Origin of the sequence: Pseudomonas pohangensis (assembly GCF_900105995.1) — a bacterium.
In the GTDB taxonomy this organism is placed as follows: Bacteria; Pseudomonadota; Gammaproteobacteria; order Pseudomonadales; family Pseudomonadaceae; genus Aquipseudomonas; species Aquipseudomonas pohangensis.
In genome coordinates, this window is sequence record NZ_LT629785.1 from 1,600,822 (window position 1) to 1,625,835 (window position 25,014).

A 25,014-nucleotide genomic window follows, 5' to 3' on the forward strand; every position below is an offset into this window, starting at 1 on the left:
GTAAACCTGTAAGCCGTTACTGTCAATCCGTGGAGAGTCCTGATGTTGCCAAGCGCCGAAGACCTGCAGATCCGTGATATGGCCCGCCAGTTTGCCGAGCAGCGGCTCAAGCCCTTTGCCGCCGACTGGGACCGTGAGCATCGTTTCCCCAAAGAAGCCTTGAGCGAGATGGCCGAACTGGGCTTTCTCGGCATGCTGGTGCCGGAAGAATGGGGTGGCGCACAGACCGGACACCTGGCTTACGCCATGGCGCTGGAGGAAGTTGCAGCGGGTGATGGCGCCTGCTCGACCATTATGAGTGTCCATAATTCAGTAGGTTGCATGCCAATCCTCAAGTACGGCAGCAACTTGCAAAAAGAACAGTTTCTGCGCCCGCTGGCGACCGGACAGATGCTCGGCGCCTTCGCCCTGACCGAACCCCAGGCCGGTTCCGATGCCAGTGACTTGCGCACCCGCGCCCGGCGTGACGGTAACGACTACATACTCAATGGCAGCAAGCAGTTCATTACCTCGGGCAGCCATGCCGGGATGGTCATCGTGTTTGCCATGACCGACCCAGAGGCCGGCAAGAAAGGCATCAGCGCCTTTATCGTGCCCACCGACACGCCGGGGTTCAGTGTGGTGCGGGTCGAGGAAAAACTCGGCCAGCACGCCTCGGACACCTGCCAGTTGCAGTTCGATGACCTGCGTATCCCGGCCAGCCTGCGTCTGGGTGAAGAGGGCGAGGGCTACCGGATTGCGCTGGGCAATCTGGAAGGCGGGCGCATCGGCATCGCTTCACAGGCGGTCGGTATGGCCCGCGCAGCCCATGAGGCGGCTTGCGCCTATGCCCGCGAGCGGCAAACCTTCGGCAAACCGATCATCGAGCATCAGGCGGTGGCCTTTCGTCTGGCCGACATGGCCACCCAGATCGCCGCCGCCCGCCACCTGGTGCAGCATGCGGCCGTGTTGCGCGAAGCCGGTTTGCCCTGTCTGACCGAAGCCTCGATGGCCAAGCTGTTTGCCTCGGAAATGGCCGAACGGGTTTGCTCGGCAGCCATCCAGACCCTGGGTGGCTACGGCTACCTGAAGGACTTTCCGCTGGAACGCATCTACCGCGACGTACGGGTGTGCCAGATCTACGAGGGCACCAGCGATGTGCAGCGCATGGTGATTGCCCGCAACCTGTGATCTTTACTCGAAGCGGTATTCCAGCCCGGCGCCGACATACCAGGCGCGCTCCGGGCCGGGTTCGTAGTAACGGCCATTGCTGTCACCGACCACGATGGAGCCGATGTATTCACGGTCAAACAGGTTGTCGACGCGCAGCACCTGGTTGAACGTCAACTGCTTCACCTGCTGTTCGGCGCGTGCCTGCCAGTTGACCAGCGCATAACTGGGTGCGGTCTTGGCCGTGTTGCTGTCTTCCACATACAGATTGCTGCGGTACAACGCTTCCAGCCCGGTGCTGAAACCGTTTAGCGGCTGCCAGGTCAATTCACCGAACAGGCTGCGCTGCGGAATATTCGGGATATGCCGGCCGGACTTGACGGTCTGGCCGCGGCTGACAAAGTCCTGACTGTAGATGGCGCTCATGTCGGTGAGTGCGAAGCGGCTGGTCAGGCTGTCGGTCAGGCGGCTGTCGAGGGACAACTCGATGCCCTGACGTTCCGTTTCCGTAGCGTTCTGGTAACTGGTGCGGCCGCCGACGGAGGCCAGGACCACCAGTTCATCCTGGGTGTCGATCTGGAACAGTGCCAGTTGCAGATTGGTATTGCGGCCCAGGCGCGTCTTCAGACCGACCTCGTACTGCTCGCTGGTGGCGGCATCCAGGTCGAATCCGAAACGGCCATCCGGGCCGGAATAAAACAATTCGTTGAGCGTGGGAGTCTCGAAGCCGCGGCTCCAGCTGCTGTAGATGCTCAGCTGCGGGGTCAGCAAATAACTGACACCCAGGTTGGGCGTGTAGCCGTCATAGGTGACCTGACCGCTGTCATCGCCGTTGCTGCCGGTGATGTACTTGTCGTCCACCTGGAACTCCACGTGGTTGTAGCGCAGGCCGCCCTGCAGTTGCAGGCGATCCTTTTCCCAAACCAGCTGGCTGAAGGGCGACAGGCTGGTCACGTCGTCCTGTTCGGAGCGGCGCAGGGCACCTTTCACACCGAGCATGTCGCCGACAAAGTTCTCGTAACCCTGGCGGTCATCGCTGGAGGCGTCGTATTCCAGGCCGCTGGTCACCGTCAGCTCGCCGCTGAACAGGCCGAAGGGTTGTATCCAGCGCGTGCTGGCGCCCTGGAAGTTCCGGTCAAAGTCGATTACGCCGCCGGATGACAGCGGATTGCTCTGGACGAACTTGGGAATCGACAGGTACTGGGTGACATGCCGGGTACCGCCGTACAGGGTGTTCTGCCAGGTACCGGCGGAAAATTCGCGTTCGAAGTTCAGCGACAGGCTGGAGTTGTCGACAGTCTTGCGCGTGTCATACAGCTCCGCATTGGGCGAGGCGGCGTTCTGGTTTTCCTCATACTCGTCCCAGGTCAGCCCCTGCGGATCCTTGGTGTCATCCTGGTTGAGCCGGGTGTAGATCAGCGCCAGCCGGGTGTCGATATCTGGCGTCAGGGTCAGCTTGGCAAAGCTCTTGTCGATGCTGGCGTTGCTGTGTTCGCGGTAACCATCGGTGCTGAATTGCGACTGGTTGAGCAGAAAGCCGCCGCTCTCGTTGCCACCTTCGGCGCCGGCCTGATAGCGCTGGGTATCCCAGGCTGACATGGCGGTATTCGCCGATACGCTTGGCGCGCCAGCCCCGTCGCGGGAAAACAGCTGGATTACGCCCCCCGAGTTGCTGCCATAGAGGTTGGTGAAGGGGCCGCGCAATACCTCGATATGATCCAGGGTATCCAGATCGAAGGTGGCTGCCTGGCCCTGACCATCGGGGTTGGACAGCGGAATGCCGTCAGCCATCAGCTTGATGCCGCGAATCCCGAAGGCCGAGCGTGCGCCAAAACCGCGCGAGGAAATCTGCAGGTCCTGGGCGTAATTGTTGCGATTCTGTACCACCAAGCCGGGAACGCTGCCCAGCGCCTCGGAGATATTGACCTTGGGCTTTGCTTCGGTGGCCTGTTCGGCCTCGATGCGTTGCACGGAAAACGGCAGATTGAAACTGTTGGCCTTGTAATGGCTGCCGGTAATCACCAGCGGCGGCGCCTCGAACACCAGCGGCTCCTGCTGTGCATCGTCCTCGGCCAGCGCCGTGACCGGTAACAGCAGGGCGAGCAGGGCGGCGGCGAACTGGGGCGGAGTCAATTTGTTCAAGACGGCTGGCTACCTACTTTCTGGGCTATTTCAATGATCTGTTCGCGCATCCAGCGATTGGCCGGATCCTGATCGGTGCTCTCGTGCCAGTAAAGATGCAATTCCAGTGTGGGTATGCCGCTGACCGGCAGTTCGACACTGTGCAGATTGTGCTGGCGGGCAAACGAGCTGGTCACGGTGATGGCCATATCGGTTTCCTGTATCACCGAGGTTGCCATCAGGTAATGCTGGGAGCGCAGGGCGATCCGGCGCTGCAAGCCCATCTTGCCCAACGCCAGGTCGATATAGCCCAGACCGCTGCGGCGACTGGATATCTGGATATGGTTGAGCGACAGGTACTCATCCAGACTGATCTTGTCCCTGGCCAGCGGGTGCCCCGGACGCATGACACATACATAGCGGTCATCGAACAGCTTCACATGGCGCACCTGGGTATCGGTATTGAGCGGTGCATCCACGGCAAAATCCAGGCGGCCAGCGGCCAGTTCCTTGGTGGTTTCGCGGCGCCGCGACAGAAAGCTCTCGATCTGCACACCCGGTGCCTGCCGGCGCAACCGCTGGAACAGGGTTGGCAGCAGCATCTCTTCGCTGAGATCGGTCATGCTGATGCGGTAGGTCTTGTTCGCTTCCTTGGGCGAGAAGACGCGGCTTTCCTGCACGGAAACCCGCAGTAACTGCAGGGCATTGCGCACCGGGCCGATGATGTTCTGCGCCATTGGCGTGGGCACCATGCCCTGGGCTGTGCGCAGAAACAGCGGGTCATTGAAGGTTTCACGCAGGCGCGAGAGGGCGTTGGACACTGCCGGCTGGGTGATGCCGACAATCTGCCCGGCACGGGTCAGGTTGGCTTCGGTGTAGATCGCATCGAAAACAATGAACAGATTGAGATCAACCTTGCTCAGATTCATCCTGACGGGCTCCTGTGGCTGAAAAAACAATGCTAATCAATGGCACTTGAATATAACTTATGAATGTTCATACAGCTCGAAAATAGTTTAGGCATATTCTCGTTGCTGATCTAGCATCACTTTATCTAAAGCCAACCGGAAGCAAATGCCATGGAATTCGCCTACTCCCCCAAGGTTCAACAACTCCGCGAACGCGTCACTGCCTTCATGGATACCCATGTGTATGCTGCCGAAGCGGTGTTCGATCAGCAGGTGTCTACCGGGGACCGCTGGCAGCCGACTGCAATCATGGAAGAACTCAAGGCCAAGGCCAAGGCGGAAGGTCTGTGGAACCTGTTTCTGCCCGAGTCGGAACTGGGCGCCGGCCTGACCAATCTGGAATACGCACCGCTGGCCGAGATCATGGGCCGCTCCCTGCTTGGCCCGGAGCCGTTCAACTGCTCGGCACCGGATACCGGCAACATGGAAGTGCTGGTGCGTTATGCCAACGAGGCACAGAAGAAGCAGTGGCTGGAACCTCTGCTGCGCGGCGAGATCCGCTCGGCCTTCGCCATGACCGAGCCCGCCGTAGCCTCCTCGGACGCCACCAACATGCAGGCTCGCGCAGTACGCGAGGGCGATGAGTGGGTGATCAATGGCACCAAGTGGTGGACCTCCGGCGCCTGCGATCCGCGCTGCAAGATCATGATTTTCATGGGCCTGACCAACCCGGATGCGCCGCGGCACCAGCAGCATTCGATGATCCTGGTACCGACCGATGCGCCCGGCGTGAAAATCGTGCGTCCGCTTCCGGTGTTCGGCTACGACGATGCGCCGCACGGCCACGCCGAGGTCAAGTTCGAGAACGTCCGTGTACCGTACGAGAACGTATTGCTGGGCGAGGGCAGGGGCTTCGAAATTGCCCAGGGTCGCCTTGGCCCGGGACGGATTCACCACTGCATGCGTTCTATCGGCATGGCCGAACGCGCCCTTGAACTGATGTGCAAGCGCTCGATCAGCCGTACCGCCTTTGGCAAACCGCTGGCCCGCCTGGGTGGCAATATCGACATCATTGCCGACTCGCGCATGGAGATAAACCAGGCGCGCCTGCTGACCCTGAATGCCGCCTACATGATGGATACCGTCGGCAACAAGGTGGCCGCCAGTGAAATCGCCCAGATCAAGGTGGTTGCCCCCAACGTGGCACTGCGGGTCATCGACCGTGCCATCCAGATGCACGGTGGTGCCGGGGTTTCCGGTGATTTCCCGCTGGCCTATATGTATGCCATGCAACGCACCCTGCGCCTGGCCGATGGCCCGGACGAGGTACACCGCATGGCCATCGGCAAGTACGAGATCGGCAAGTACATGCCGCGCGACATGCCACGCAGCAAGTAACTGTCAGTAGCAAGCGCTTGGACTCTGTGCAGTGGTGCGGGGTCCAGCCTCTCCGGAAGCATAATCAGCCGCTGCGGTATCCGGGCTGTAGCTTTCTCTTCTCCGGCTTCAGTCCAATGGCTCCCAGCCGGGCAGGCTGAACTCCTGACGCAGCATTTTCACTTCCTCCTTGTGCAACTCGGCGATACGAGCCACCAGCTCCAGGCCATAAGGCAACAGGTGTATTTCTACCTGGCGTCGATCTTCCCGGCTGGGTTTGCGCTCGACCATACCCGCTGCCTCGCAACGATCAACAAGCGCAACCACGCTGTGATGCTTGGATTGCAGGTGCTCTGCAAGCTCGCCGACGGTAGCCCAATCCCTTTCGCAGGCTCCACGCAGCTGCAATAACATCTGGTATTGCAGTGCCGTTATTCCATTCGCCTTGCACAACAATTCACTGTTGCGCATGAAGCGGCGCAAGCGCTGTCTAAAGTGCGCAAGGCGCTGGTAATCCTGCTTGTCCAATCTGTTGAATTCCTTGTTGATCAATGCGGGAAATTATGCGAAACATATATCGTGTCACGATACAAAAGGCGACAACCAACCGAGCGGTACGGAGCGCGTGGTTTCCTGCCTCACTGTTCCGAACAATAGGGACTTGCTGCGGATTTGCATATCGGCACAGCAGTTAAGGAGTCAACCTGGCAGGCATGTTATGAGGGAGTAGCAATATGACTACGAAGTTTCTTTCCCCGGATGCAGTCGGTGACCAACCACTATGGATCGTGTTCTGGATCTACGGCGTGCTGGTTAGCCAAGTCTTTTTCGGCGCGATTCTGTATTACTACAACGTACTGGAAACACCGCTATTGGGCCTGTTGCTGGCGGGATTCGTTATATATACGGCATGGATAATGCGTTCTGTCTGGGTGAACGCCGGTAATGTAGGCACAGAGATATATGGCCAGCTCGCGCGCTATCTGACGGTCGCCTGGGCGCTCAATGCGGTGCTGGTATCCGCTTTCCTGTTCCTTGGGCATCTGGGCGTGATAGAGCGGCCCTTCTGAAACAGGTGACGCGACCAAACAGGCCTGCATATCTTCGGCCAATCGGGATCTCAAGCGCGGCTGCTGTCTGCGCCTGAAGGGTGTGTGGAACTGACAAAACTGCTCTGCCCGATCCTGCGAGCGGGCAGAGCGCATCGCTCAATCCAGTTGCAGCCAGATCGGCGCATGGTCGGAAGGCTTTTCCATCCCGCGCAGTTCGTAATCCACTCCGGCCGCCTGCAGGCGATCCTGCAGGCCGAGGGAGGCCAGGATCACATCGATACGCAGGCCACGGCGCGGGTTGTCCTCGAAACCGCGGCTGCGGTAATCGAACCAGCTGAAACAGTCATTCACCTGCGGATTGAGCTGCCGGTAGCTATCAACCAGCCCCCAGCCCTTGAGCCGTGCCAGCCACTCACGCTCCTCCGGCAGGAAGCTGCACTTGCCGGCCTTCAGCCAGCGCTTGCGGTTTTCCTCGCCGATACCGATATCGCAGTCCTCGGGTGAAATGTTGATGTCACCCATCACCAGCAAGCGGTGTTCGGGCTGAAAGCGGCTTTCCAGCAGCTGCTGCAGATCTGCATAAAAACGTTGCTTGGCGGGAAATTTGAGCGGGTGATCGCGACTTTCACCTTGCGGAAAATAGCCGTTCATCACGGTGACGGGATTGCCATGGCAATCATTGAAAGTACCCCAGATAAAACGGCGCTGGGCATCTTCAGCATCACCCGGAAAGCCCTTGTGGATTTCCAGCGGTGCTTCACGGGAGAGCAGGGCGACGCCGTAATGACCCTTCTGGCCGTGGTAGTGCACGTGATAACCAAGCTGGCGAATATCTGCTTCAGGGAACTGTTCGTCGGCAACCTTGATCTCTTGCAGTCCGATGACATCGGGCTGGTGTTTGTCGATCAGCGCAGACAATTGATGAGGGCGTGCGCGCAGCCCGTTGATATTGAAGGAAACGATCTTCATTGCCTGGCTTCCGGAAGAAAAAAACATGCTAGCGGATAAATGGCTTGTTCAGCCAGTAGTGGCAGGGCTGGCAGGCTAGTGATACCTTGAATCCGGGCTTTGCATTAAGTAGCGGGTTAGCAAGGCCAGACACAGACTCGAACAAAATCAAGAGGTCTTTGTGCATGCCGTTATCTACACCGGAAATTCGCATCCTTGATAGTGGATACGCCCGTGAGGCGCGCTCGCTGCTGTATCACGCATACCGTCACGAACCGACTTTCGCCTATCTGTTTGAAGCCAATCGTGCCGGCTACGATCAGCGCATCCGCGCCACGATTCGTGAACTGGTTCAGCAGCATTTTTCCCAGGAACAACCGGCAATCGGTCTGCTGATTGATGATCGGCTGGTCGGCATTGCGCTGATTGCACAGCCACAGCGCAGGCTGGATATCACCGAGAGCTGGAACTGGCGTTTGCGCATGGTGCTGACCACCGGCTTCCGCTGCACCAGACGCTATCTTGATTACCATGAAGCCATCATCAGCAGCCTGCCACCTGGCCGTTTTCACGTGCTGCCGCTGTTAGGCGTTCACCCGGAGTTTCAGGGCAAGGGTCTGGGCGAGCAACTGCTCGGAGCACTGCATGACTGGTGTGCCGAAGACCCCAACTCGCAGGGTCTGGTACTGGATACCGGGAATAATCGCTATCTCGATTTCTACAAGCGCCAGGGCTATGAAGAAGTGGGCGAGGTTGCTGTCGGGCCGATCACCGAACACGTGTTCTATCACGCCAACCCGCAGCAGACGCTGAAAGCCAGCGCCTGAATCGTCAAGGCAAAGTCGCACTGACAGCAGCGCAGTGCGACTTTTTCATTTCTCCAGCACGCTCAATAGCCCCGGGCAGCGCTCAGCGCCTGCATGATCTTTGCCGCCGGCACCTTCTGCAGGGTACAGAGAAAATCATGCGAGACCTCGCGTATGCCGTGTTGCTCACGCAACAAGCGGCTCAGATAAAGGGTCAGATTGGCCGCCATCTCGGTATCGGCCATGGCCCGGTGGGCCTTGCCGGTGTGCGGCAATCCGGCCCAGCTATTGAGCGTACCGAGCTTGTGGTTCGGCGCCTGTGGCAGCAGACGCCGGGCCAGCAACATTGAGCAGGCAAAATTCTGCCGGCGCGCCCGCTGAATCAGCGCCAGTTCGCTGTCCCAGAACTTCTGGTCAAACGCAGCGTTGTGCGCCACGAGAGGCAACGAGCCGACAAAATCGGCCACCTCGCCCATGACCTGGGTGGAAGAGGGTGCGGAACGCAGCATCGCATTACTGATCCCGGTCAGGTTTTCTATGAATGGCGGCACCCAGGCACCGCTGTTCATCAGGCTTTGATAGCGGGCAACGATCCGGCCATCCTGGACAATCACTGCGGCAATCTCGGTTGCCCGGCAGTTTTGCCCGGGCGACATGCCGGTGGTTTCGAAATCGATGACGGCGATAGGTTCCATGGAGAGGTGTCCTGTACAGCGCTGAAAAACGCTGCAATATTAATAAACTAGTTTAATATCAATTAGGTATAGTTATAAATTAATGTTTCATACGAGAAGTGGCCCGCTTGAATCAAATATCAAAGTTGATTATCAGCTTTATTATGCAACCATATGTAATCAAAGGATTTATTGATATTTATCTGGATCGCCGCCCGGCCAACACATTGACTCACATTAACAAGCGGACGAAAGCGGCAGGGCGTGCTTAAATTTCACTCTTAACACTCATCAGGAGCAGCAAACATGTCCCAGGTTACTTTGCACGGAAATCCTATCAATGTTGCCGGTGAACTTCCCGCAAAAGGACAGCAGGCGCCGGCTTTCAGCCTGGTCAACGGTGATCTGGCCGATGTCACGCTGGGCAATTTTGCCGGCAAGCGCAAAGTTCTCAACATCTTTCCCAGCGTAGATACGCCCACCTGCGCCATGTCTGTGCGCAAGTTCAACGGCGAGGCCAGCCAGATGGCCAATACCGTGGTCTTGTGTATTTCAGTCGACCTGCCATTTGCACAGAAACGCTTCTGCGGTGCGGAAGGGATCGACAATGTGGTCAATCTGTCCACCATGCGCGGCCAGTCTTTCCTCAAGGATTACGGCGTGGCGATCAGCAACGGCCCGCTGGTTGGCGTAGCGGCTCGCGCCGTGGTGGTTCTGGATGAAAACGACAAGGTATTGCACAGCGAACTGGTCAAGGAAATCGGTGACGAGCCGGATTACGCTGCAGTGATTTCCGCGCTGCAATAGGTTGCCAGGGTTGCTGCATGCGGTCTGCCTTGGCAGACCGTTTTCAGCAGCAATAACTGCCGTTTTTGCAGCAAATCAGCCAGGCCTGTTCAGGCATCAGTCTGGCTACCCGACATGCGCGTGAGCCACCAGGCCCACAAGCGCCGCAGCAAGCCCGAAAACGCCAGCAACCAGACACTCACGGCAATCCAGATGATGAGCTGGGAAATCCAGTGCAGAGGAGGGAAGTCGGCAGCCAGTCCCAGACGTTCGCTGGCCACCGTATACATGCCTAGCGGGAAGACCAGACTCCACATGGATGGCTCATAGCGAAAAGGCAGTTTGCTGATCAGGTGCTTCCAGATGCCGAACAGGAACAGCAACGGAATCCACCAGGTGGCCCAGGACCAGATCATCAACGTGATGCCATCGATAAAGGGTTTTTGCGCATTGAGAAAAGGCAGATGTGCATCTTCAATCAGCAAGCTGGTGCCTGCATTGGCGCTGATGGCCGCAGCACCCATTACCACCCAGAGCAATGGCGTAATGTCGTTCGGTTTCAGCGCCAGAAAGAAAATCCGGTAGCAGAACAGCGTGACGAAAATCCCGTAAAAGGCCAGCCCGAGGCCCCACAACATGTGCACTTCAACCATCATGTAGGGCGCGTATTGGCCAAGATCCGGAGCAATGCGCGCACCGAGCAGCACCAGTGATTGCGTGCCCACAATGGTGATCAGCCAGCCGCCATGCATGATATTGACGTTGTTCTCATGACTGAGGAACGTCAGCACGCTGAAAGCCAGATACAGCAGTGCGCACCAGGCAGTAAAGGCCAGTATCCAGCAGGCAATCGCCAGTTGCGGGTGACCTGCGGCGTGCAGCAACAGGCCGACGATATTGGTCGCGGCCACCAGCGTGAAGTACGAGAAGACCATGCGCGGATTAAGCAGGTCGATCAGCACAGAGCGGCTATACAGGCTTGCGCGAAGGCAACTCAGCAGGATCAGAATGCACCATGCAGCCAGTGCGATGAACTGAAATACTTTTGCCAGTAAATCGAAATGCAGAGCACTCAGACCGATTGAAATGATGCCCGTAGACATTACCAGTGCAAAGTTGCCGGGATGCAGTGACTGCAATGAAGGCTGCGTGGGCATGAGTGTAATTTCCAATTCTTGTTTTTATGGCTTGGCCAGCAGGATTCTAAAGCTAATGCCGTGCTGGCTGCGGTGTTTTCTTTGCAGCTATCGGGCAAGCGTTAACCAGGGGTTGAACATGAGCAACTGCGGGACAGGCTTTGATATCGTAGCCAATCCGAGCGCCACATCAGCAATTCCAGCCAGACTTGACCCTGAGACAAATATACGACAGTTCGCATAATGTATATTATGTTAAATTACGTATACGGATCAGTAGTCGCACCTCTGGCTTAAACCCTCGCCTGGACAAGATCGGCGCACCCATGCCCGGCTCTGGTTTGGCCAATGGCCGCGCCATACCTATGCTGAACATGGCTGTGCTTGCCTGCATGCTGCGTAACTGTCGTTCGCCAATTGTTTGAATGATTGCAGTGTCTGCTCGTCGAAGACACGGAGGCTTATCCATCCGGTGGCAATTGAAGTCCAGATCTATCGCTATCACCCTGAACAGGATCGGCGGCCGCGACCAGGCCGATGCCGAGCGGCTGGCACGGCTGGAAGATCCCTTCAGTCTGTTTCGCTGCCGCAGCATCGGCAATTACGTCTGGGTTTGCCCAAAGGGCCTGAATCCCATGGCCGCTATCGGAAAAATCCGTCAGGAACTGCTGGATAAGTCCACCTGGTTCTGTGCACTGAATAACGCAGCTGATTTCGCCATTCAACGCACGGCCGCCAAATTGCGCAGCCGCCTGCCCATGACCTGCGGTTCAGCCCTTCCCTGCTCCAGCGCCTTGCACACAGCGCCGACCAGCAACCGACCTGCAGGCAGGATGCTCAAGGCGTGGCTATCCAGTTCCAGCAACCCATCGTCGGCCATCTGTTCCAGTACCGGCAGGCGCGCGGCAAGGAAGTCGCTGAACAACGGGCCAAAACGTGCGGCAAGGGCCTGCAGATCAACATGAAAATTACACAGCAAGGCTTCAGTGAAAATGTGTTGCAGCTGTTCTGGCGCAGCGCAGTGGCGACCATGAAAAGCCGCCAGTTGGCCGATCTTCAGCTGTTCCTGATAGCTCGTTGCATCCCGCCGGTTCTGCAACTGCAGCGCGCCGATGTGGCTGACGGCTGCCATACCGAGACCAAGCAGATCGGCTGCCGGCTGACAGTGGTAGCCCAGCAGGCTGTGCCGCAGGGTGCCCTCCTCGCGGGCGCTGAGCAACGGATCATCTTCCAGGACAAACTGACCCAGACCGAGGTAGCAATAACCGGCCGCATCCAACTGTTCGACCGCGTGCTGATGCATGGCCAGCTTGTCGGCTACGGCAGCTATCTGGAAGCTAGCCGAGCGCTGGACCACCCGGTAACGCTGCGGCGGGTGCGCGTAATCGAAGAGCAGGATCCGCTCCGGTTGCAGCTCGACAATTGCCGCCACCTTGTTCCTGAAACTGGCCAGGCTTTGCCAGGCACGGCCATAGCCGAGATCAATATTCACCGAAGAAAAATGCAAGGCCCGCGCCGCTTCAATCAGCCAGCGGGTCCTGCGCGGATCACGGAAATTCACCACCACGCCGGGAGCTGGCGGGCAAGCGTCCGGTACGCCGATACTGATGTGGTTGAAGCCCAGCTCGCGCAGCATGCCCATGCTGGCCCAATCGGCCTGCGCCGGATCTACCTCGGCGCTGTCGGCGCCCAGTGGATTGGCTGGAATATTGAAACGTCGGCGCAAATGAGTCAGCAACCTCTGCAGTTGCCCGGCTTCGATTGCACCAGCAGCAAGATGCAGTCGCTGCACCGGCTGGTCATGTGCCAGATGGCAGCTGAGCAGGTCCGCTTCACGCGCCAGGCAATCAAGATAGCTGTCGCTGGCAGCGCTCTGTTCAGGCGGCAAACTGACCGCCAATTGCAGCGGACGGTGGCCATTGCGCAATTGGCGCAGCAGATCAAGCGCGGCAAAACCCTGCTGGAACTGGCTGACCGACGGGTAACCGCTACAGGTGGCCGCCGCATGCCCGTAGCGCTTGATCAGTTGTCGGTTCCACTGGATATCTGCAGACATAACGCTCTCCCGGCGCTTCGCTAGCCTGCAGTGTCACTGCGAACGGCGTTAAGGGTACTTGACCTGAGTCAACCCCGAGTGCATCAGCTACTTCAAACCCAGCCGGCGCGCCAGTTTATGCAGATTGCTGGGGTCCAGATCCAGGGCCCGTGCGGCGCTGGCCCAGTTGCCGGCAAAGGCTTCCAGAGCCTGCTGGATACTCTGCCGCTGGCAATTCTCGACACTCTCGCGCAATGCCCGGACACCTGTCTGCGCCGTTTCGTGCACTGGTGTCGGTGTGATGGCCGCAGGCTGTTCAACCGAGCTATCCAGATCCAGCAGCTCCGGCTCTAGAGTAAGAATTTGCGTGCGACTGGCCCCGCGGCTGAGCAACTTGACCGCCGCGCGACTGATCACGTGTTCCAGTTCGCGCACATTGCCCGGCCAGGCATACGCAAGCATGGCGCGCTCCGCAGCCGGTGACAGACGCATGCTGCGCAGGCCGAGACGCGCGCGATTGAGCTCGAGAAAATGCCCGGCAAGCATCAGTACATCCTGCTCGCGCTCACGCAGCGGCGGAATCGGCACCGGGTAGACTGACAAGCGGTGGTACAGATCGGCGCGGAAATGGCCGTCACGGATACTGTCCGGCAGGTGCCGGTTGGTCGCCGCGATGATGCGCACATCGACATGCAACGGCTTGTCGGCACCCAGCCGCTGGATCTCGCCGTTCTGCAGCACACGCAGCAGCTTGGCCTGCACGCTCAGCGGCAGTTCACCGACTTCATCAAGCAGCAGCGTGCCGCCATTGGCCGCATCGAAACGCCCGGGACGGTCGCTGGCTGCGCCGGAAAAGGCGCCCTTGACGTGGCCAAACAGCTCACTCTCGGCCAGCGATTCAGGCAACGCGGCGCAGTTGACCTGAATCAGCGGCTTATTGCTGCGCCTGGACAATGCATGAAGGCGCCGTGCAAACAGCTCCTTGCCTACCCCGGTTTCGCCCAGCAGCAACACCGGCAGTTCGGATACCGCGACCACTTCCAGTTCTGTCAACAAGTCACGGATAGCCGTACTCTGGCCGATGATCTCGCCTTCACCGGTTAGCTGCTGGGGGATTTGCCCCTCGCTGCGCGACAGACGCAGGCCCCGGGTTTCCTGTTCCAGGCGGGTTACCCGCACCGCTGCCTCAATGAGCAGGCTGTAACGCTGCAGGTCGCGCCGTGTGCCGCTGTCGAAGGTGCCCGGGTGCAGCGCATCCAGCGTCAGCGCACCCCACAGTTGCCCCTCGACATACAGGCTCATGCCCATGCAGTCATGCACCGGCAACGGCTCGCCGACGTGATTGTCGAGCAGCCCGTCATAGGGGTCGGACAAACGACTATCAGGTTCAAACCAGGTTGGTTCACGACTCGCCATGATCGCCGCCAGACGCGGATGCTGGGCAATCACAAAACGCCGGCCCAGCGCTTCATGCACCAGCCCTTCAGCTGCCACCGGACGCAGACTGTCACCGTCCAGACGCAGCAGGCCCACCGCGCCACAGTTGAAGCGTTCACGCAGGGTGCTGACCAGACGCTGCAGGCGTACGGCATTCGGCAAATCGACCAGCAAATCGGCAAGCAGGCTTTCTTCCAGCATGGTTATTTATACCCATATGGTTTTAATTACCCTAACAAACCCGGGTAATTAAAACCATGCATAAAAATAATCCGTTAAATATCAGCATGTTATATTTGGCATGCAAACTGCAAAACATGACAGCAAAGCCTCTTACCAGCCAAGGAAACTGTCATGAACCACAACCTGTTGCAGCAGACACTCGGCAACATCGCCTGCGAGCTACCCGGCGCTACACGCATTTTTCATGCGCACAAGCTCGACTTCTGTTGTGGCGGCCAGTTGAGTCTGAGCGAGGCTGCCGCGCGCCGCGGCATCGACGCTGAAGCCATCGCCGACGAGTTGCAAGCACTGGGCGCGCTCAAAGCTGAAGCGGTGGATTGGCGCACTGCGCCGGATGCCGAACTGATCAGCCATATCCTCGAGCGTTATCACGCCCGTCATCGCCTGCAGCTGCCCGAGCTGATCCGACTGGCGCAGCGCGTGGAGCAGGTGCATGGCGACCGCGATGATTGCCCCGCCGGTCTCACCGACCTGCTGCGCTACATGCAGCAGGAACTGGAAAGCCACATGCTCAAGGAGGAGCACATTCTGTTCCCGGCATTGCTCGACGGCATGGGCCTGCAGGCCACGGCACCGATCTCGGTAATGCGCATGGAACACGAGCAGCACGGCGCCGCCTTGCAGCGCTTGTTCGAACTGACACAGCAAATCACCCCACCGGCGAATGCCTGCAATACCTGGCGCGCCCTGTATAGCGGCCTCGACGAATTCGTCCGCGATCTGATGCAGCACATTCATCTGGAGAACAACGTGCTGTTCAGCAACGCCCTCAACCCGACCAGACAATCGCTATGAGCGCTACAGCAAAGCCGCTGGGCAACAGCCCCATGAGCCAGGTTCTGCAGCCACTGCTGTGGTTCCTGCTGATGGCTTCGACTTTGGCCTGCGCCAGTCACTTTGCGCTGGACATGGTCCGTTAGCCCGCACCTGGCAGCAAGAGATTCGAGCCGCTTGCCGGCACGAACGACACCACCGATTAAGGATGACAGTTATGGTGCTGCACCGCATACATCAACAGATACTTCGCAGCCATCACCTCTTCGAGCCCTTGAGCGAAGAGCAGATGGAAGAGCTGATGGGCAACAGTCAGCTGCTCAATATCGACAAGGGCGCGCCGCTGTTTCTGCAGGGCGAGCCCGCCAGTTCGTTCTATTTCATTATCAGTGGCTCGGTGAAGGTTTACCGCCTGGCTGCCGATGGCCAGGAAAAAGTCTTTGACGTCATCAACGCGCGCCAGACCGTGGCCGAAGCCATGTTGCTGACGGACTCGGCGGACTACAGTGCCTGTGCCGAAGCACTCGAACCAACCCAGCTGTACCGCCTGCCCAGCAACGTGTACCTGCACCTGTTGCAAAACAACAACCGTCTGGCCTTCGCCCTGCTTGGACGCCTCTCCGGGCGCATGCAGCAGCGCCTGAACGAGATCGAAACCCTGTCCCTGAAAAATGCCACCCACCGCGTGGTGCGCTACCTGCTCAATCAGCTGGGCCAGTGTCAGGAGAGCGTCACCAGTTTCAATCTGCCGATGGCCAAACAGTTGATCGCCGGCCATCTGTCGATCCAGCCCGAGACCTTCTCGCGGGTCATCCGCCGTCTGGCGGACGAGCAGGTGATCAGCCAGAGCGGTCGTCAGATCAACATTCTCAACCGTTTTCGACTGGAACAGTTCGAGTGAGGACTCGTCATGACTAACTGCCTGTATTGCCAGTGTGACAACCCGGACAATGCCGCTGACTGCCACAACTGCGGCATGCTCCTGCCCAGCCGGAGCCAGTTTGCCGCAGAGCGGCGCGAACGCCGCTTCATCTGGTTCTGTGCCGCCCTGACGGTGTTTTGCCTGGTCATGTCAATCTGGCTGCCGCGTGCATTGTCCTGAGCACTGTCGGGCCCATTGCACAGGCAAGGAGTGGGTCAGGCTTTGTTCCGGCAGGACTACCCTCTTCCCTGGTGAGCGCTGCTGATTTCCGCAAAGTGGGTACTCGCGAGTCGCGAGGCAGGCGCAGCAAGGGTATATTGCCGCCCCGCGTGCAAGGCCGCTTACGGCCACTGCAGCGCCCTGTTCTGTTTTGATGTTTCGAGGTGATTCCAATGGCGCAGCCCCTGTATTTCAATCGTGCTCTGGTCGAGAAATACGACCGGCCGGGCCCGCGCTACACCTCTTACCCGACCGCGCCACAGTTCCATTCGGCGTTTGCCGAGGACGATTACCGTAGCGCCGCACGGGCCAGCAATCAGCTGGCCACGCCCAAGGACTTGTCGCTGTATATCCACATCCCGTTCTGCAAGAGCCTCTGTTATTACTGCGCCTGCAACAAGATCATCACCCAGAAGACCCATCGCGCGGTCGAGTACCTCGACTACCTGAAGCGCGAGATCGCCATGCAGGCAGCGCTGTTTGATCCGACCCGTAAATTGACCCAGCTGCATTTTGGCGGTGGCACGCCGACCTATCTGAGCAGCGCGCAACTGGGCGAACTGATGGACTGTCTGCATCAGGCGTTCAATCTGGATGACAGCGATGAGCATGAGTTTTCCATCGAGGTCGATCCGCGCACCATCAGCCGCGAGCGCATCGCCGAGCTGCGCGCCCAGGGCTTCAATCGCCTGAGTTTCGGCGTGCAGGATTTTGACGAAAAGGTGCAGGCGGCGGTCAACCGGCTGCAGAGCGAACAGCAGATCTACGATCTGCTGGCAGCGGCCCGCGAAGCGCGCTTCAAGTCGGTGTCGGTGGACCTGATCTACGGCCTGCCACTGCAGACCGTGGCCAGTTTCGACACTACGCTGGGCAAGATCATCGCCCTGCGCCCGGACCGTATCGCTGCCTACAGTTATGCCCACCTGCCCTCGCTGGTACGTGCCCAGCGGCTGATCCGCCGCGAGGACATGCCGCCACCGGAACGCAAGATGGAACTGCTGGAGCTGACCATCGAACGCCTGACTGCCGCCGGCTACGTGTATATCGGCATGGATCACTTCGCCCTGCCGGACGATGAGCTGGCTCTGGCGCGCGCCAACGGCACCCTGCAGCGCAATTTCCAGGGCTACTCGACCCACGCCGATTGCGATCTGATCGGGCTTGGCGTGTCGTCCATCGGCAAGGTTGGCGACAGCTACAGCCAGAGCGTCAAGGAACTCTCGCAGTACTACGCACGGATCGATCAGGGCCTGCTGCCGGTGCATCGTGGCTATGGCCTGAATGCCGATGACCGCCTGCGGCGTGAGGTGATCAGTGATCTGATGTGCCACGGACGGATTGATTTCGCGCGCATCGAGGCGCGCCATGGCATCAGTTTCAGGGACTACTTCGCCGATGCGCTGGCCAGTCTGGATGAACACGTGGCGGATCAGCTGGTGCAGATCGAAGACGCTGCCCTGCAGCTGCTGCCGCAGGGCTGGCTGATGCTGCGCAGTGTGGCGATGGCCTTTGATGCCTATCTGGGCGACAGTCAGAAAGGCAATTTTTCGCGCACGGTGTGATGCCTTGGCGGGTGTGTGGTAACGCAGGATGTGCTTTAGGCCATGGTAATTGCCGCTGGTGGGCTGAAGCCCACCCTATGCTCGCCCTACGCCCGCCCAGTGCGCTCTAGCGGCTGAACAGGAGAAATTGCAGTGTGGTATGCCCTGTTACATGTGTTGCATCTGCTGGCGGCGATCGCCTTTATCGGCGTGGTGTTTTTCCAGCTGGTGATTCTGGCCAAAGTCAGGACGCAGGTCGAACCTGCTGCCTTGCCTGACCTGGATATCGCGCTGAGTGCGCGTATCCGCACGGTGCTGCACTGGGTGGTAGTGCTGCTGTATGGCGCCGGGCTGGGGCTGGCCTGGCAATACCGGCAAGCGCTGGGTGCGCCGTTTTCCAGCAGTTTCGCCACCCTGTTGACGCTGAAGATCGCTCTGGCGCTGGCTGTGTTTGTCAGCTACGGCGCACTGGCCCTGTTGCTGCGCAGCGGCCGCATGACCCCGGCGCTGTATCGCAAACTGCACTGGGCAGTGCTGGCACAGATGCTGGCGATCGTGGTGCTGGCCAAGGCCATGTTCTACGCCCACTGGTAGCCCGGCACGCTGGATTGGCGCTGTATCAGCCGCTATGCGGCAGTCGCACCAGAGTGACCAGCACGATTGCGCCATCGCGGGCTTGCAGGGCGTGCTCGACGCCTTCGGCAATGTATATCAGCTGCTGTTCCTGCAGGTTTTGCCACACGCCTGCGGTCTGCACCTCGACACAACCTGTGAGGCATTGAATGGTCAGTGGCCCGGCAACGGCGTGCCCGGGGATCAGCTTGCCAGCCTCCAGAACCAGACGCATGACTTCAAGGCGCGGGGCGCAGACCAGGGCCTGGGAGATCAGCGCGGTGGCTGGCGTAGCCGGCAGCAGCTGGAGCACTTCCCCGGATGCCGCGTGTTTCAAGGCCATGAGTCAGGTCTCCATAGTGAGCAGTTACTCGACCATACCCCAGACAAGCGGCAATGTTCAAAGCCTGCTTGTACAGCCTGCCGGGCAGGCAAGCGGCTTGCCTGTACGCCGTTGCGCCAAGGTTGGCGATGATCCCGGACAAGAATCGCTGCTGTTCCAGTGGCGCTGATGGAGCCTGATTCAGGCTCTGGAGCATCCTCGGTTTTGCCTGCGGGTCTGGTTAAGGTGGCAATTCAACCATAGTCCAGACCGTCCGAGGTTCCATATGAATTTTGCCTACAGCGCCCGTACTGAAGCCTTGCGCCTGCAACTGCGGCGTTTTCTTGATGAGCATATCGTGCCGCGTATCGCTGCCTGGCACGCCGAGGTGGCGGCCGGCCAGTACCCGCCTTCGTTCATGCCCGACCTGAAGGCGCTGGCGCGCGCCGAAGGTTTGTGGAACCTGTTTCTGCCGGCGTTGCAGGCCGATGAGCCGGGCACCGCACTGACCAATCTGGAATACGCCCCGCTGGCAGAAATCATGGGCCGGGTGTCCTGGGCCTCCGAGGTGTTCAATTGCAACGCGCCGGACACCGGCAATATGGAGCTGTTGCATCTGTTTGCTACGCAGGAGCAGCGCCAGCGCTGGCTGTTGCCCTTGCTCGAGGGGCAGATCCGTTCGGCCTTCGCCATGACCGAGCCGGACGTGCCCTCCTCCGATGCCAGCAACATCCAGACGCTGATTCGCCGTGACGGCGATGAATATGTGATCAATGGCCGCAAGTGGTTCATCACCAACGCCGCGCACCCCGATTGCAAGTTGCTGATCGTCATGGGCAAGACCGACCCGGATGCCGCCGCGCACCAGCAGCAGAGCATGATTCTGGTGCCGTTCGACACCCCCGGCGTGCAGCTACTGCGCAATATCCCGGTGCTCAACCACATCGCCCCCGAAGGCCATTGCGAGATGCTGCTGCGCGATGTACGGGTACCGGCCAGCAACCTGCTTGGTCGTGAGGGTGACGGTTTCATGATGGCCCAGGCGCGTCTGGGACCGGGACGCATTCACCACTGCATGCGTTCGATCGGCATGGCCGAGCTGGCGCTGGAGTTGATGGTCGAGCGCTGTCAGGAGCGCAAGGTGTTCGGCAAGTATCTGCAGCAGTACGCCAATATCGGTGACTGGATCGCCGAGTCACGCATTGAAATCGAACAGGCGCGCCTGCTGGTGCTGAAGACCGCCTGGATGATCGACGAGGTCGGCGCCAGGGCCGCGCGCAATGAAATCGCCATGATCAAGGCACTGGTGCCGGCCATGCATACCCGCGTGGTCGATCGCGCCATTCAGGTCTACGGCGCCATGGGCTTGAGCCCCGATACCCCGCTGGCGGATATGTGGACGGGGGGCCGAGCGCTGCGCTTTGCCGACGGTCCCGACCAGGTTCACCTGCGCAGCATTGCGCGTTTCGAGCTGAAGGCTGCCGAACAGCAGCGCGGCGCCACCGCCGCCTATCTGACGCCGCCGCACAGCCTCGGCTGATGCTTTGCAGCCTGCCGGAGCAAACTGTGCGTAAAACCTAAAGCTGATTGCAGTCAAGTCGCCCGACCTGCTGGTGCCTGTACAAAGACCTTGCCAGTCACAGAGCAGCTAGTGGAGAAATGGATGGACAGCGAGTTTGCCGATCGCCTGGTGGTGATTACCGGCGCCAGTTCAGGGATCGGTCTGGCGCTGACCGCGCAACTGTTGCAGCAAGGCGCGCGGGTGCTGGGCATGGCCCGGCATGTACGTGGTTCGCAGACACTGCAGGCGTTGCTGCAAAGCTATCCGCAGCAGCTGCTGTTGCAGGCCGGTGACGTCACCCGCAGTGCCGATCTGGCAATGCTGCGCCAGCGTGCGGTGCAACTGGGTGGCGTGGATTATCTGGTCGCCTGCGCCGGTCATGCCGAGCTGGCCGGCAGTCTTGATCAGGCGGCGTTCGACCGGCAGTGGGCGGTCAACGGCGCCGGCGCGCTGAATACCCTGGCGGCGTTGCGCGGCGCTCTGGGCAGCAACAGTTCGGTGGTGTTTCTCGGCAGCTTTCTCAGCCAGGCGAGTTTTCCCGGGCTGGCCGCGCACAGTGCCGGCAAGGCGGCACTGATTACCCAGGTACGCAGCCTTGCCGTGGAGTTTGCACCGCTCGACGTACGGATCAATCTGGTGTCGCCAGGACCGACTGCCACCGCCCTGTGGGACGGGTTGGGATTGGCTGAAGGAGAGCTGGAACAGCTGGCCGGACAACTCGGTCGGCGCCTGCTGCCCGGGCACTTTGTGGATGCTGCAGCAGTGGCGCAGGTGATCGCCTTTCAGCTGTCGCAAGGCGCACGGGGCGTCTACGGGCAGGACTGGGTAGTGGATAACGGCTACAGCCTGCGCCAGGGCCACGGAGCAGCGTAAGCCCCGGCAATCAATGGCCTGACCACTCCGGCCAGATCGCCGCGACCCCTATGCTGGCCGTCCGCGCTATCGGGTTAAAGCCCCGGCTTTTGTGCCAATGGTTTTATCCAGCCATTCAATCATTTCCGCCACGGTGTCGAGCAAGGTATCGGTACCGCGGAAATGATGGCCCTCGTAGGGCAGCACCACCAGTCGGGCGGTGGCGCCATCGCCAACCAGCGCATGAAAGAAGCGGGTTGACTGGAACGTCGGTGTACCGGTGTTTTCATCATCCGCACCATGCATGATCAGAATCGGCCGGGTCAGCTCATTGGCATAAAAGAATGGCGAGACGCTCATGTAAAACTCCGAGGCCTCCCATAAATTGCGCTTTTCACGCTGAAAGCCGAACGGGGTCAGCGTGCGGTTATAGGCCCCGCTGAGCACCACTGCCGTTGCGAACAGGTCTGAGTGGATCAACAAGTTGGCGGATGAAAAAGCGCCATAGCTTTGCCCGCCAATGGCGATTTTCCCTGCTGTGCTTATGCCGCTTTCCGTCAGGTAGTTCACCGCAGCCTGGGCGTCGGCGGTCAGTTCGGTCAGATAGTTCTCATTCAGTTCATCGCCTTCCTGAATGATCGGCATGGACGGGTTGATCAACACCGCATACCCGGCCAGAGCCGCAGAAACGGGTGAAGGGCCACGGATATGGTGGAACTGGTACCAGCGCTCGTTCACCTGTTCGGCAAATTCAACATCCGAATATTCGTAGGGATAAATCCAGATGAGGGTTGGCAACGGCGTACCCTTGGGCACGTTTTTCGGGCGATACAAAGTACCCCGCAGTGCCACACCATCGCTGCGCTGGTAATTCACGATGGAGCGCTCGACCTGATCCAGTTGTGGATACGGGTTGGCCAGCGCACGCAGGGTTGTTCGTCCATGCCCGGAAAGCAGGAAAAAACCGGGTGGCGACGTTTGGCTTTCGCGGGAAGTGATCCACTCCTGTGCAGCAGCATCCTTTATGCCGATAACCTTTTCAAACACACCCTTTTCGGACTCATAGACGCGCTTGCGGGTGCCGGTCTGCAAATCCATCTGATCCAGAAACGGACGTGCGCCCGCGTCACTCAGGCCATCACCGGACAGGTAAATATTGCCCCTGATCTCGAGAATCGCCCCGTTCTCGCCTTCGGTCCTCAGGGCTTTGCCGGGATTTTCGTATTTGTCCTTGGTCTCGATCGAGGCCACCAGACGCGCCTTGTGGTTTTCAACTACAAAATAATCAAGCCCGTTTCTTTCACTTGAACGCGTCGAAAAATAAGGGGTCCCGGAAGAGGTCCAGCCGAAGTCGCGGATCCGTTTGGGCGAAGTTGCGACTTCCTGCAGGACACCCTGATGCAGGTTCATCCAGCGGTAAATTTTCTCCTTGCTGTCATCCGCCGGGCGCTGGATCCAGCCAAGTGACGAACCAACATCTTCACGCCAGACAAACTCGCGAACAGTCGGCGCATCATCGCCCGACTCATCGCTGTCGACGTTGTATCCGGCAACGCTGGACTGGTAGAGCTGCTTCTGGTTTGCCAGATCCCAGATTTCTATCGTCGATGGGAACTGATTGGCCCTGACCAGGTTGGAAAAGGGCCGTTGCAATTTTTTGATAACCACCAGGGTTCCATCAGGCGATGGTTTCATCCGCGAAATCAGTCCGCTGATATCGCGCAAATACGTGGTAGCTCCGTGGATATCGACACGCGCCAGAGTGACGTCGAAGTAATGTTCGAAGGCCAGTTCATCGGCGGTATTTTTCAATAAATTGCTGTAGGTACGCACCGGCGCCGGTCCGCCATCATGCTCGATCGCTACCGGTTGATTGAGTACCGGTGCGGAAAATTCGCTGGTGTTGCTGACCAGACGGCACAGCATCTCCTGATTGGAAAACCACTGGCAGGGAGAACCCCAGGCAGGATTGATCGGCGTATTGAAAATGGTCGCCTTGCCGGTCTGCGTGTCATACACAGACAGTCGGGTTGGACCGGTAGACACCAGCTGTGCAGACAGATAGCGACCATCCGGCGAAAACTGCACATCGTCGAAACGTGCCTGCTGGTCAGTGGGCTCCCATACCCTGACAGCACCCGCAGCAGCCTTGTCGGTACTGATTATCTCCACCTTGGTCAACAAGGACCCGACCCCCGAGCGGCGGGTCTGCGGGTTAAACCTAAATCCGGCAAGCCCCCGGTACGGCTGACTCAAGCGGGCCATGGACATGGTTGCTTCGCTATACAGCAAAGCGAGCTTGCCGGAAGCGTGATGCACCAGAGGCTCGGGTGGCGGGGTTGCAGTAAGCAGCGCCGAAATTTCCGCTGACGGTCGTTTGTAGCCACTGGCAAGCGGTTCGGCCAGCGCTGACGTCGCCAGTGCCAGACAACCGATGAAAGCCATAATCTGAGCGCGCAAGGGAGTTTGCATGGTGAATCCTGAATACATGTCCGGGGAAATAGTCGCGAGGCGAAGTCTAACAGCGTTCAAAGCAGCGTAATTCAATCTTGCGTTTTACCTTCGCATCAGCGGCTGATTCCACCCCGGCTTGACGCCAATCAAGAGTTCCGCGCAGGCGCCTTGAGCCGCTGACAAGCGACCGCTAGCGTGCAAGCCTGAACAATCTTGCATGAGGTGTGCCGTGAATGCTCCGCTGACTATGGCCCAGGTAACCCCACCGCCGACGCGGCCTTTCTATCAGGCCTGCGGCAATGAAGAAATACTGTTCCAGCATGCCTGGGAGCATGGCTTGCCGGTACTGATCAAAGGCCCGACCGGCTGCGGCAAGACCCGTTTTGTGCAACACATGGCCCATCGCCTGAACCTGCCGCTGTACACCGTGGCTTGCCATGATGACCTCAGCGCTGCCGACCTGGTGGGTCGGCATCTGATCGGCGCACAAGGCACCTGGTGGCAGGATGGCCCGTTGACCCGCGCAGTGCGCGAGGGCGGCATCTGCTATCTGGATGAAGTGGTCGAGGCGCGGCAGGACACCGCCGTGGTGTTACACCCGCTGGCCGATGACCGCCGCGAACTGTATCTGGAACGTACTGGCGAGGTGTTGCGCGCGCCGCCGGGCTTCATGCTGGTGGTGTCCTACAACCCCGGTTACCAGAACCTGCTCAAGGGCATGAAGCCGAGCACCCGTCAGCGCTTTGTCGCGTTGCGCTTCAGCTATCCGGAACCTGCCGAAGAACAGCGCATCGTCGCCACCGAAGCGCAGGTCAGCGATGCGCTGGCAGCACAACTGGTCAAGCTCGGCCAGGCGTTACGCCGTCTGGAGCAGCATGACCTGGAAGAGGTTGCCTCGACCCGTTTGCTGATCTTCGCCGCACGCATGATCAGCGCCGGCATGAGTCCGCGCGAAGCCTGCCTGGCGTGCTTGGCCGAACCGCTGTCGGACGATCCACAAACCGTGGCGGCGCTGATGGATGTGGTCGACCTGCACTTTGTCTGAAGCACATGCGGTTGCGGCCCGGCGCTTGCCCGGTGATCTG

Annotated in this window: 24 protein-coding genes; 14 read left to right on the plus strand and 10 right to left on the minus strand. The window is 59.3% G+C overall.

The features are described 5' to 3' along the window. Nucleotides 1-42 precede the first annotated feature (42 nt). The gene (locus tag BLT89_RS07460) at nt 43-1,170 is read left to right on the plus strand and encodes an acyl-CoA dehydrogenase family protein (RefSeq protein WP_090193885.1); all 1,128 of its coding nucleotides are present in this window, start codon (nt 43-45) and stop codon (nt 1,168-1,170) included. Between the two features lie 3 nt (nt 1,171-1,173). Here BLT89_RS07460 and BLT89_RS07465 read toward each other — a convergent pair whose 3' ends face one another. Then, nucleotides 1,174-3,291 (minus strand): TonB-dependent receptor family protein, encoded by a 2,118-nt coding sequence (locus BLT89_RS07465; protein WP_090193886.1) that lies wholly within the window; start codon nt 3,289-3,291, stop codon nt 1,174-1,176. Then, nucleotides 3,288-4,199 (minus strand): LysR family transcriptional regulator, encoded by a 912-nt coding sequence (locus tag BLT89_RS07470; RefSeq protein WP_090193888.1) that lies wholly within the window; start codon nt 4,197-4,199, stop codon nt 3,288-3,290. Before BLT89_RS07470 ends, BLT89_RS07465 begins: the two co-directional genes overlap by 4 nt. Nucleotides 4,200-4,349: 150 nt before the next feature. Here BLT89_RS07470 and BLT89_RS07475 point away from each other — a divergent pair, with 150 nt between their 5' ends. Further along, on the plus strand, nt 4,350-5,576 hold the full coding sequence (locus BLT89_RS07475; RefSeq protein WP_090193889.1) for an acyl-CoA dehydrogenase: 1,227 nt from the start codon (nt 4,350-4,352) through the stop codon (nt 5,574-5,576). Between the two features lie 108 nt (nt 5,577-5,684). On the opposite strand, the gene BLT89_RS07480 is transcribed toward BLT89_RS07475, so the two are convergent. Then, nucleotides 5,685-6,083, minus strand: a complete 399-nt coding sequence (locus tag BLT89_RS07480) for a MarR family winged helix-turn-helix transcriptional regulator (RefSeq protein WP_090193890.1) — start codon at nt 6,081-6,083, stop codon at nt 5,685-5,687. Between the two features lie 206 nt (nt 6,084-6,289). Here BLT89_RS07480 and BLT89_RS07485 point away from each other — a divergent pair, with 206 nt between their 5' ends. Beyond that, nucleotides 6,290-6,625 (plus strand): hypothetical protein, encoded by a 336-nt coding sequence (locus tag BLT89_RS07485; RefSeq protein ID WP_090193892.1) that lies wholly within the window; start codon nt 6,290-6,292, stop codon nt 6,623-6,625. 138 nt (nt 6,626-6,763) lie between these two features. On the opposite strand, the gene xthA is transcribed toward BLT89_RS07485, so the two are convergent. Next, the gene (gene xthA / locus BLT89_RS07490) at nt 6,764-7,576 is read right to left on the minus strand and encodes an exodeoxyribonuclease III (protein ID WP_090193893.1); all 813 of its coding nucleotides are present in this window, start codon (nt 7,574-7,576) and stop codon (nt 6,764-6,766) included. A 164-nt stretch (nt 7,577-7,740) separates the two neighbouring features. Between xthA and BLT89_RS07495 the strand changes: the two genes are divergently transcribed. Beyond that, nucleotides 7,741-8,382 (plus strand): GNAT family N-acetyltransferase, encoded by a 642-nt coding sequence (locus BLT89_RS07495; protein ID WP_090193895.1) that lies wholly within the window; start codon nt 7,741-7,743, stop codon nt 8,380-8,382. Nucleotides 8,383-8,444: 62 nt separating this feature from the next. Here BLT89_RS07495 and BLT89_RS07500 read toward each other — a convergent pair whose 3' ends face one another. After that, nucleotides 8,445-9,056: a 3'-5' exonuclease gene (locus tag BLT89_RS07500; RefSeq protein ID WP_090193897.1), complete on the minus strand. Its 612-nt coding sequence runs from the start codon at nt 9,054-9,056 to the stop codon at nt 8,445-8,447. Nucleotides 9,057-9,341: 285 nt separating this feature from the next. Here BLT89_RS07500 and tpx point away from each other — a divergent pair, with 285 nt between their 5' ends. Then, complete coding sequence (gene tpx / locus BLT89_RS07505; protein WP_090193898.1) at nt 9,342-9,842, plus strand: thiol peroxidase; 501 nt, start codon at nt 9,342-9,344, stop codon at nt 9,840-9,842. A gap of 89 nt (nt 9,843-9,931) precedes the next feature. Here tpx and BLT89_RS07510 read toward each other — a convergent pair whose 3' ends face one another. The 3 genes from BLT89_RS07510 to norR form a co-directional block, all read right to left on the minus strand. Next, nucleotides 9,932-10,978 carry a tellurite resistance/C4-dicarboxylate transporter family protein gene (locus BLT89_RS07510; RefSeq protein WP_090193900.1) on the minus strand — a complete coding sequence of 349 codons (1,047 nt, stop codon included), beginning with the start codon at nt 10,976-10,978 and terminating at the stop codon, nt 9,932-9,934. 700 nt (nt 10,979-11,678) lie between these two features. Next, nucleotides 11,679-13,013 carry an oxygen-independent coproporphyrinogen III oxidase gene (locus tag BLT89_RS07520; RefSeq protein WP_090193901.1) on the minus strand — a complete coding sequence of 445 codons (1,335 nt, stop codon included), beginning with the start codon at nt 13,011-13,013 and terminating at the stop codon, nt 11,679-11,681. Between the two features lie 87 nt (nt 13,014-13,100). Then, nucleotides 13,101-14,630, minus strand: a complete 1,530-nt coding sequence (gene norR / locus BLT89_RS07525; RefSeq protein WP_090193903.1) for a nitric oxide reductase transcriptional regulator NorR — start codon at nt 14,628-14,630, stop codon at nt 13,101-13,103. A gap of 153 nt (nt 14,631-14,783) precedes the next feature. On the opposite strand from norR, the gene ytfE reads away from it, so the two are divergent. The 6 genes from ytfE to BLT89_RS07550 all read left to right on the plus strand — a co-directional run bounded on the left by ytfE (nt 14,784) and on the right by BLT89_RS07550 (nt 18,722). Then, on the plus strand, nt 14,784-15,467 hold the full coding sequence (ytfE, locus tag BLT89_RS07530) for an iron-sulfur cluster repair protein YtfE (RefSeq protein WP_090193904.1): 684 nt from the start codon (nt 14,784-14,786) through the stop codon (nt 15,465-15,467). Beyond that, nucleotides 15,464-15,592, plus strand: coding sequence for a hypothetical protein (locus BLT89_RS17985; RefSeq protein WP_269457172.1), 129 nt, complete (start codon nt 15,464-15,466; stop codon nt 15,590-15,592). Before ytfE ends, BLT89_RS17985 begins: the two co-directional genes overlap by 4 nt. A 71-nt stretch (nt 15,593-15,663) precedes the next feature. Then, complete coding sequence (locus tag BLT89_RS07535) at nt 15,664-16,347, plus strand: Crp/Fnr family transcriptional regulator (protein ID WP_090193907.1); 684 nt, start codon at nt 15,664-15,666, stop codon at nt 16,345-16,347. A 9-nt stretch (nt 16,348-16,356) separates the two neighbouring features. After that, nucleotides 16,357-16,548 carry a DnrP protein gene (locus BLT89_RS07540; protein ID WP_090193909.1) on the plus strand — a complete coding sequence of 64 codons (192 nt, stop codon included), beginning with the start codon at nt 16,357-16,359 and terminating at the stop codon, nt 16,546-16,548. A 212-nt stretch (nt 16,549-16,760) separates the two neighbouring features. Next, nucleotides 16,761-18,149, plus strand: a complete 1,389-nt coding sequence (hemN, locus tag BLT89_RS07545; protein ID WP_090193911.1) for an oxygen-independent coproporphyrinogen III oxidase — start codon at nt 16,761-16,763, stop codon at nt 18,147-18,149. Nucleotides 18,150-18,281: 132 nt separating this feature from the next. Next, nucleotides 18,282-18,722 carry a hypothetical protein gene (locus BLT89_RS07550; protein WP_090193913.1) on the plus strand — a complete coding sequence of 147 codons (441 nt, stop codon included), beginning with the start codon at nt 18,282-18,284 and terminating at the stop codon, nt 18,720-18,722. Nucleotides 18,723-18,747: 25 nt separating this feature from the next. Here the strand turns inward: BLT89_RS07550 and BLT89_RS07555 are convergent, their stop codons facing one another. Continuing rightward, complete coding sequence (locus BLT89_RS07555) at nt 18,748-19,083, minus strand: cupin domain-containing protein (RefSeq protein ID WP_090193915.1); 336 nt, start codon at nt 19,081-19,083, stop codon at nt 18,748-18,750. Nucleotides 19,084-19,348: 265 nt separating this feature from the next. Here BLT89_RS07555 and BLT89_RS07560 point away from each other — a divergent pair, with 265 nt between their 5' ends. Together BLT89_RS07560 and BLT89_RS07565 are read left to right on the plus strand one after the other, a co-directional pair. After that, a complete protein-coding gene (locus BLT89_RS07560) occupies nt 19,349-20,602 on the plus strand; it encodes an acyl-CoA dehydrogenase family protein (RefSeq protein ID WP_090193917.1) in 1,254 nt (417 codons plus the stop codon). Between the two features lie 123 nt (nt 20,603-20,725). Continuing rightward, nucleotides 20,726-21,496 (plus strand): SDR family NAD(P)-dependent oxidoreductase, encoded by a 771-nt coding sequence (locus BLT89_RS07565; protein ID WP_090193918.1) that lies wholly within the window; start codon nt 20,726-20,728, stop codon nt 21,494-21,496. 66 nt (nt 21,497-21,562) lie between these two features. On the opposite strand, the gene BLT89_RS07570 is transcribed toward BLT89_RS07565, so the two are convergent. Beyond that, nucleotides 21,563-23,947, minus strand: a complete 2,385-nt coding sequence (locus BLT89_RS07570) for an alpha/beta hydrolase family protein (RefSeq protein ID WP_157718817.1) — start codon at nt 23,945-23,947, stop codon at nt 21,563-21,565. 229 nt (nt 23,948-24,176) lie between these two features. On the opposite strand from BLT89_RS07570, the gene BLT89_RS07575 reads away from it, so the two are divergent. Beyond that, nucleotides 24,177-24,974 (plus strand): CbbQ/NirQ/NorQ/GpvN family protein, encoded by a 798-nt coding sequence (locus BLT89_RS07575; RefSeq protein WP_090198804.1) that lies wholly within the window; start codon nt 24,177-24,179, stop codon nt 24,972-24,974. Nucleotides 24,975-25,014 lie beyond the last annotated feature (40 nt).

Coding starts and splice junctions, on each gene's coding strand:
- BLT89_RS07460 (WP_090193885.1), top strand. CDS start 43: ATGTTGCCAAGCGCCGAAGACCTGCAGATCCGTGATATGGCCCGCCAG.
- BLT89_RS07470 (WP_090193888.1), bottom strand. CDS start 4,199: ATGAATCTGAGCAAGGTTGATCTCAATCTGTTCATTGTTTTCGATGCG.
- BLT89_RS07475 (WP_090193889.1), top strand. CDS start 4,350: ATGGAATTCGCCTACTCCCCCAAGGTTCAACAACTCCGCGAACGCGTC.
- BLT89_RS07485 (WP_090193892.1), top strand. CDS start 6,290: ATGACTACGAAGTTTCTTTCCCCGGATGCAGTCGGTGACCAACCACTA.
- xthA (WP_090193893.1), bottom strand. CDS start 7,576: ATGAAGATCGTTTCCTTCAATATCAACGGGCTGCGCGCACGCCCTCAT.
- BLT89_RS07495 (WP_090193895.1), top strand. CDS start 7,741: ATGCCGTTATCTACACCGGAAATTCGCATCCTTGATAGTGGATACGCC.
- BLT89_RS07500 (WP_090193897.1), bottom strand. CDS start 9,056: ATGGAACCTATCGCCGTCATCGATTTCGAAACCACCGGCATGTCGCCC.
- tpx (WP_090193898.1), top strand. CDS start 9,342: ATGTCCCAGGTTACTTTGCACGGAAATCCTATCAATGTTGCCGGTGAA.
- BLT89_RS07510 (WP_090193900.1), bottom strand. CDS start 10,978: ATGCCCACGCAGCCTTCATTGCAGTCACTGCATCCCGGCAACTTTGCA.
- BLT89_RS07520 (WP_090193901.1), bottom strand. CDS start 13,013: ATGTCTGCAGATATCCAGTGGAACCGACAACTGATCAAGCGCTACGGG.
- norR (WP_090193903.1), bottom strand. CDS start 14,630: ATGCTGGAAGAAAGCCTGCTTGCCGATTTGCTGGTCGATTTGCCGAAT.
- ytfE (WP_090193904.1), top strand. CDS start 14,784: ATGAACCACAACCTGTTGCAGCAGACACTCGGCAACATCGCCTGCGAG.
- BLT89_RS17985 (WP_269457172.1), top strand. CDS start 15,464: ATGAGCGCTACAGCAAAGCCGCTGGGCAACAGCCCCATGAGCCAGGTT.
- BLT89_RS07535 (WP_090193907.1), top strand. CDS start 15,664: ATGGTGCTGCACCGCATACATCAACAGATACTTCGCAGCCATCACCTC.
- BLT89_RS07540 (WP_090193909.1), top strand. CDS start 16,357: ATGACTAACTGCCTGTATTGCCAGTGTGACAACCCGGACAATGCCGCT.
- hemN (WP_090193911.1), top strand. CDS start 16,761: ATGGCGCAGCCCCTGTATTTCAATCGTGCTCTGGTCGAGAAATACGAC.
- BLT89_RS07555 (WP_090193915.1), bottom strand. CDS start 19,083: ATGGCCTTGAAACACGCGGCATCCGGGGAAGTGCTCCAGCTGCTGCCG.
- BLT89_RS07560 (WP_090193917.1), top strand. CDS start 19,349: ATGAATTTTGCCTACAGCGCCCGTACTGAAGCCTTGCGCCTGCAACTG.
- BLT89_RS07565 (WP_090193918.1), top strand. CDS start 20,726: ATGGACAGCGAGTTTGCCGATCGCCTGGTGGTGATTACCGGCGCCAGT.
- BLT89_RS07570 (WP_157718817.1), bottom strand. CDS start 23,947: ATGCAAACTCCCTTGCGCGCTCAGATTATGGCTTTCATCGGTTGTCTG.
- BLT89_RS07575 (WP_090198804.1), top strand. CDS start 24,177: ATGGCCCAGGTAACCCCACCGCCGACGCGGCCTTTCTATCAGGCCTGC.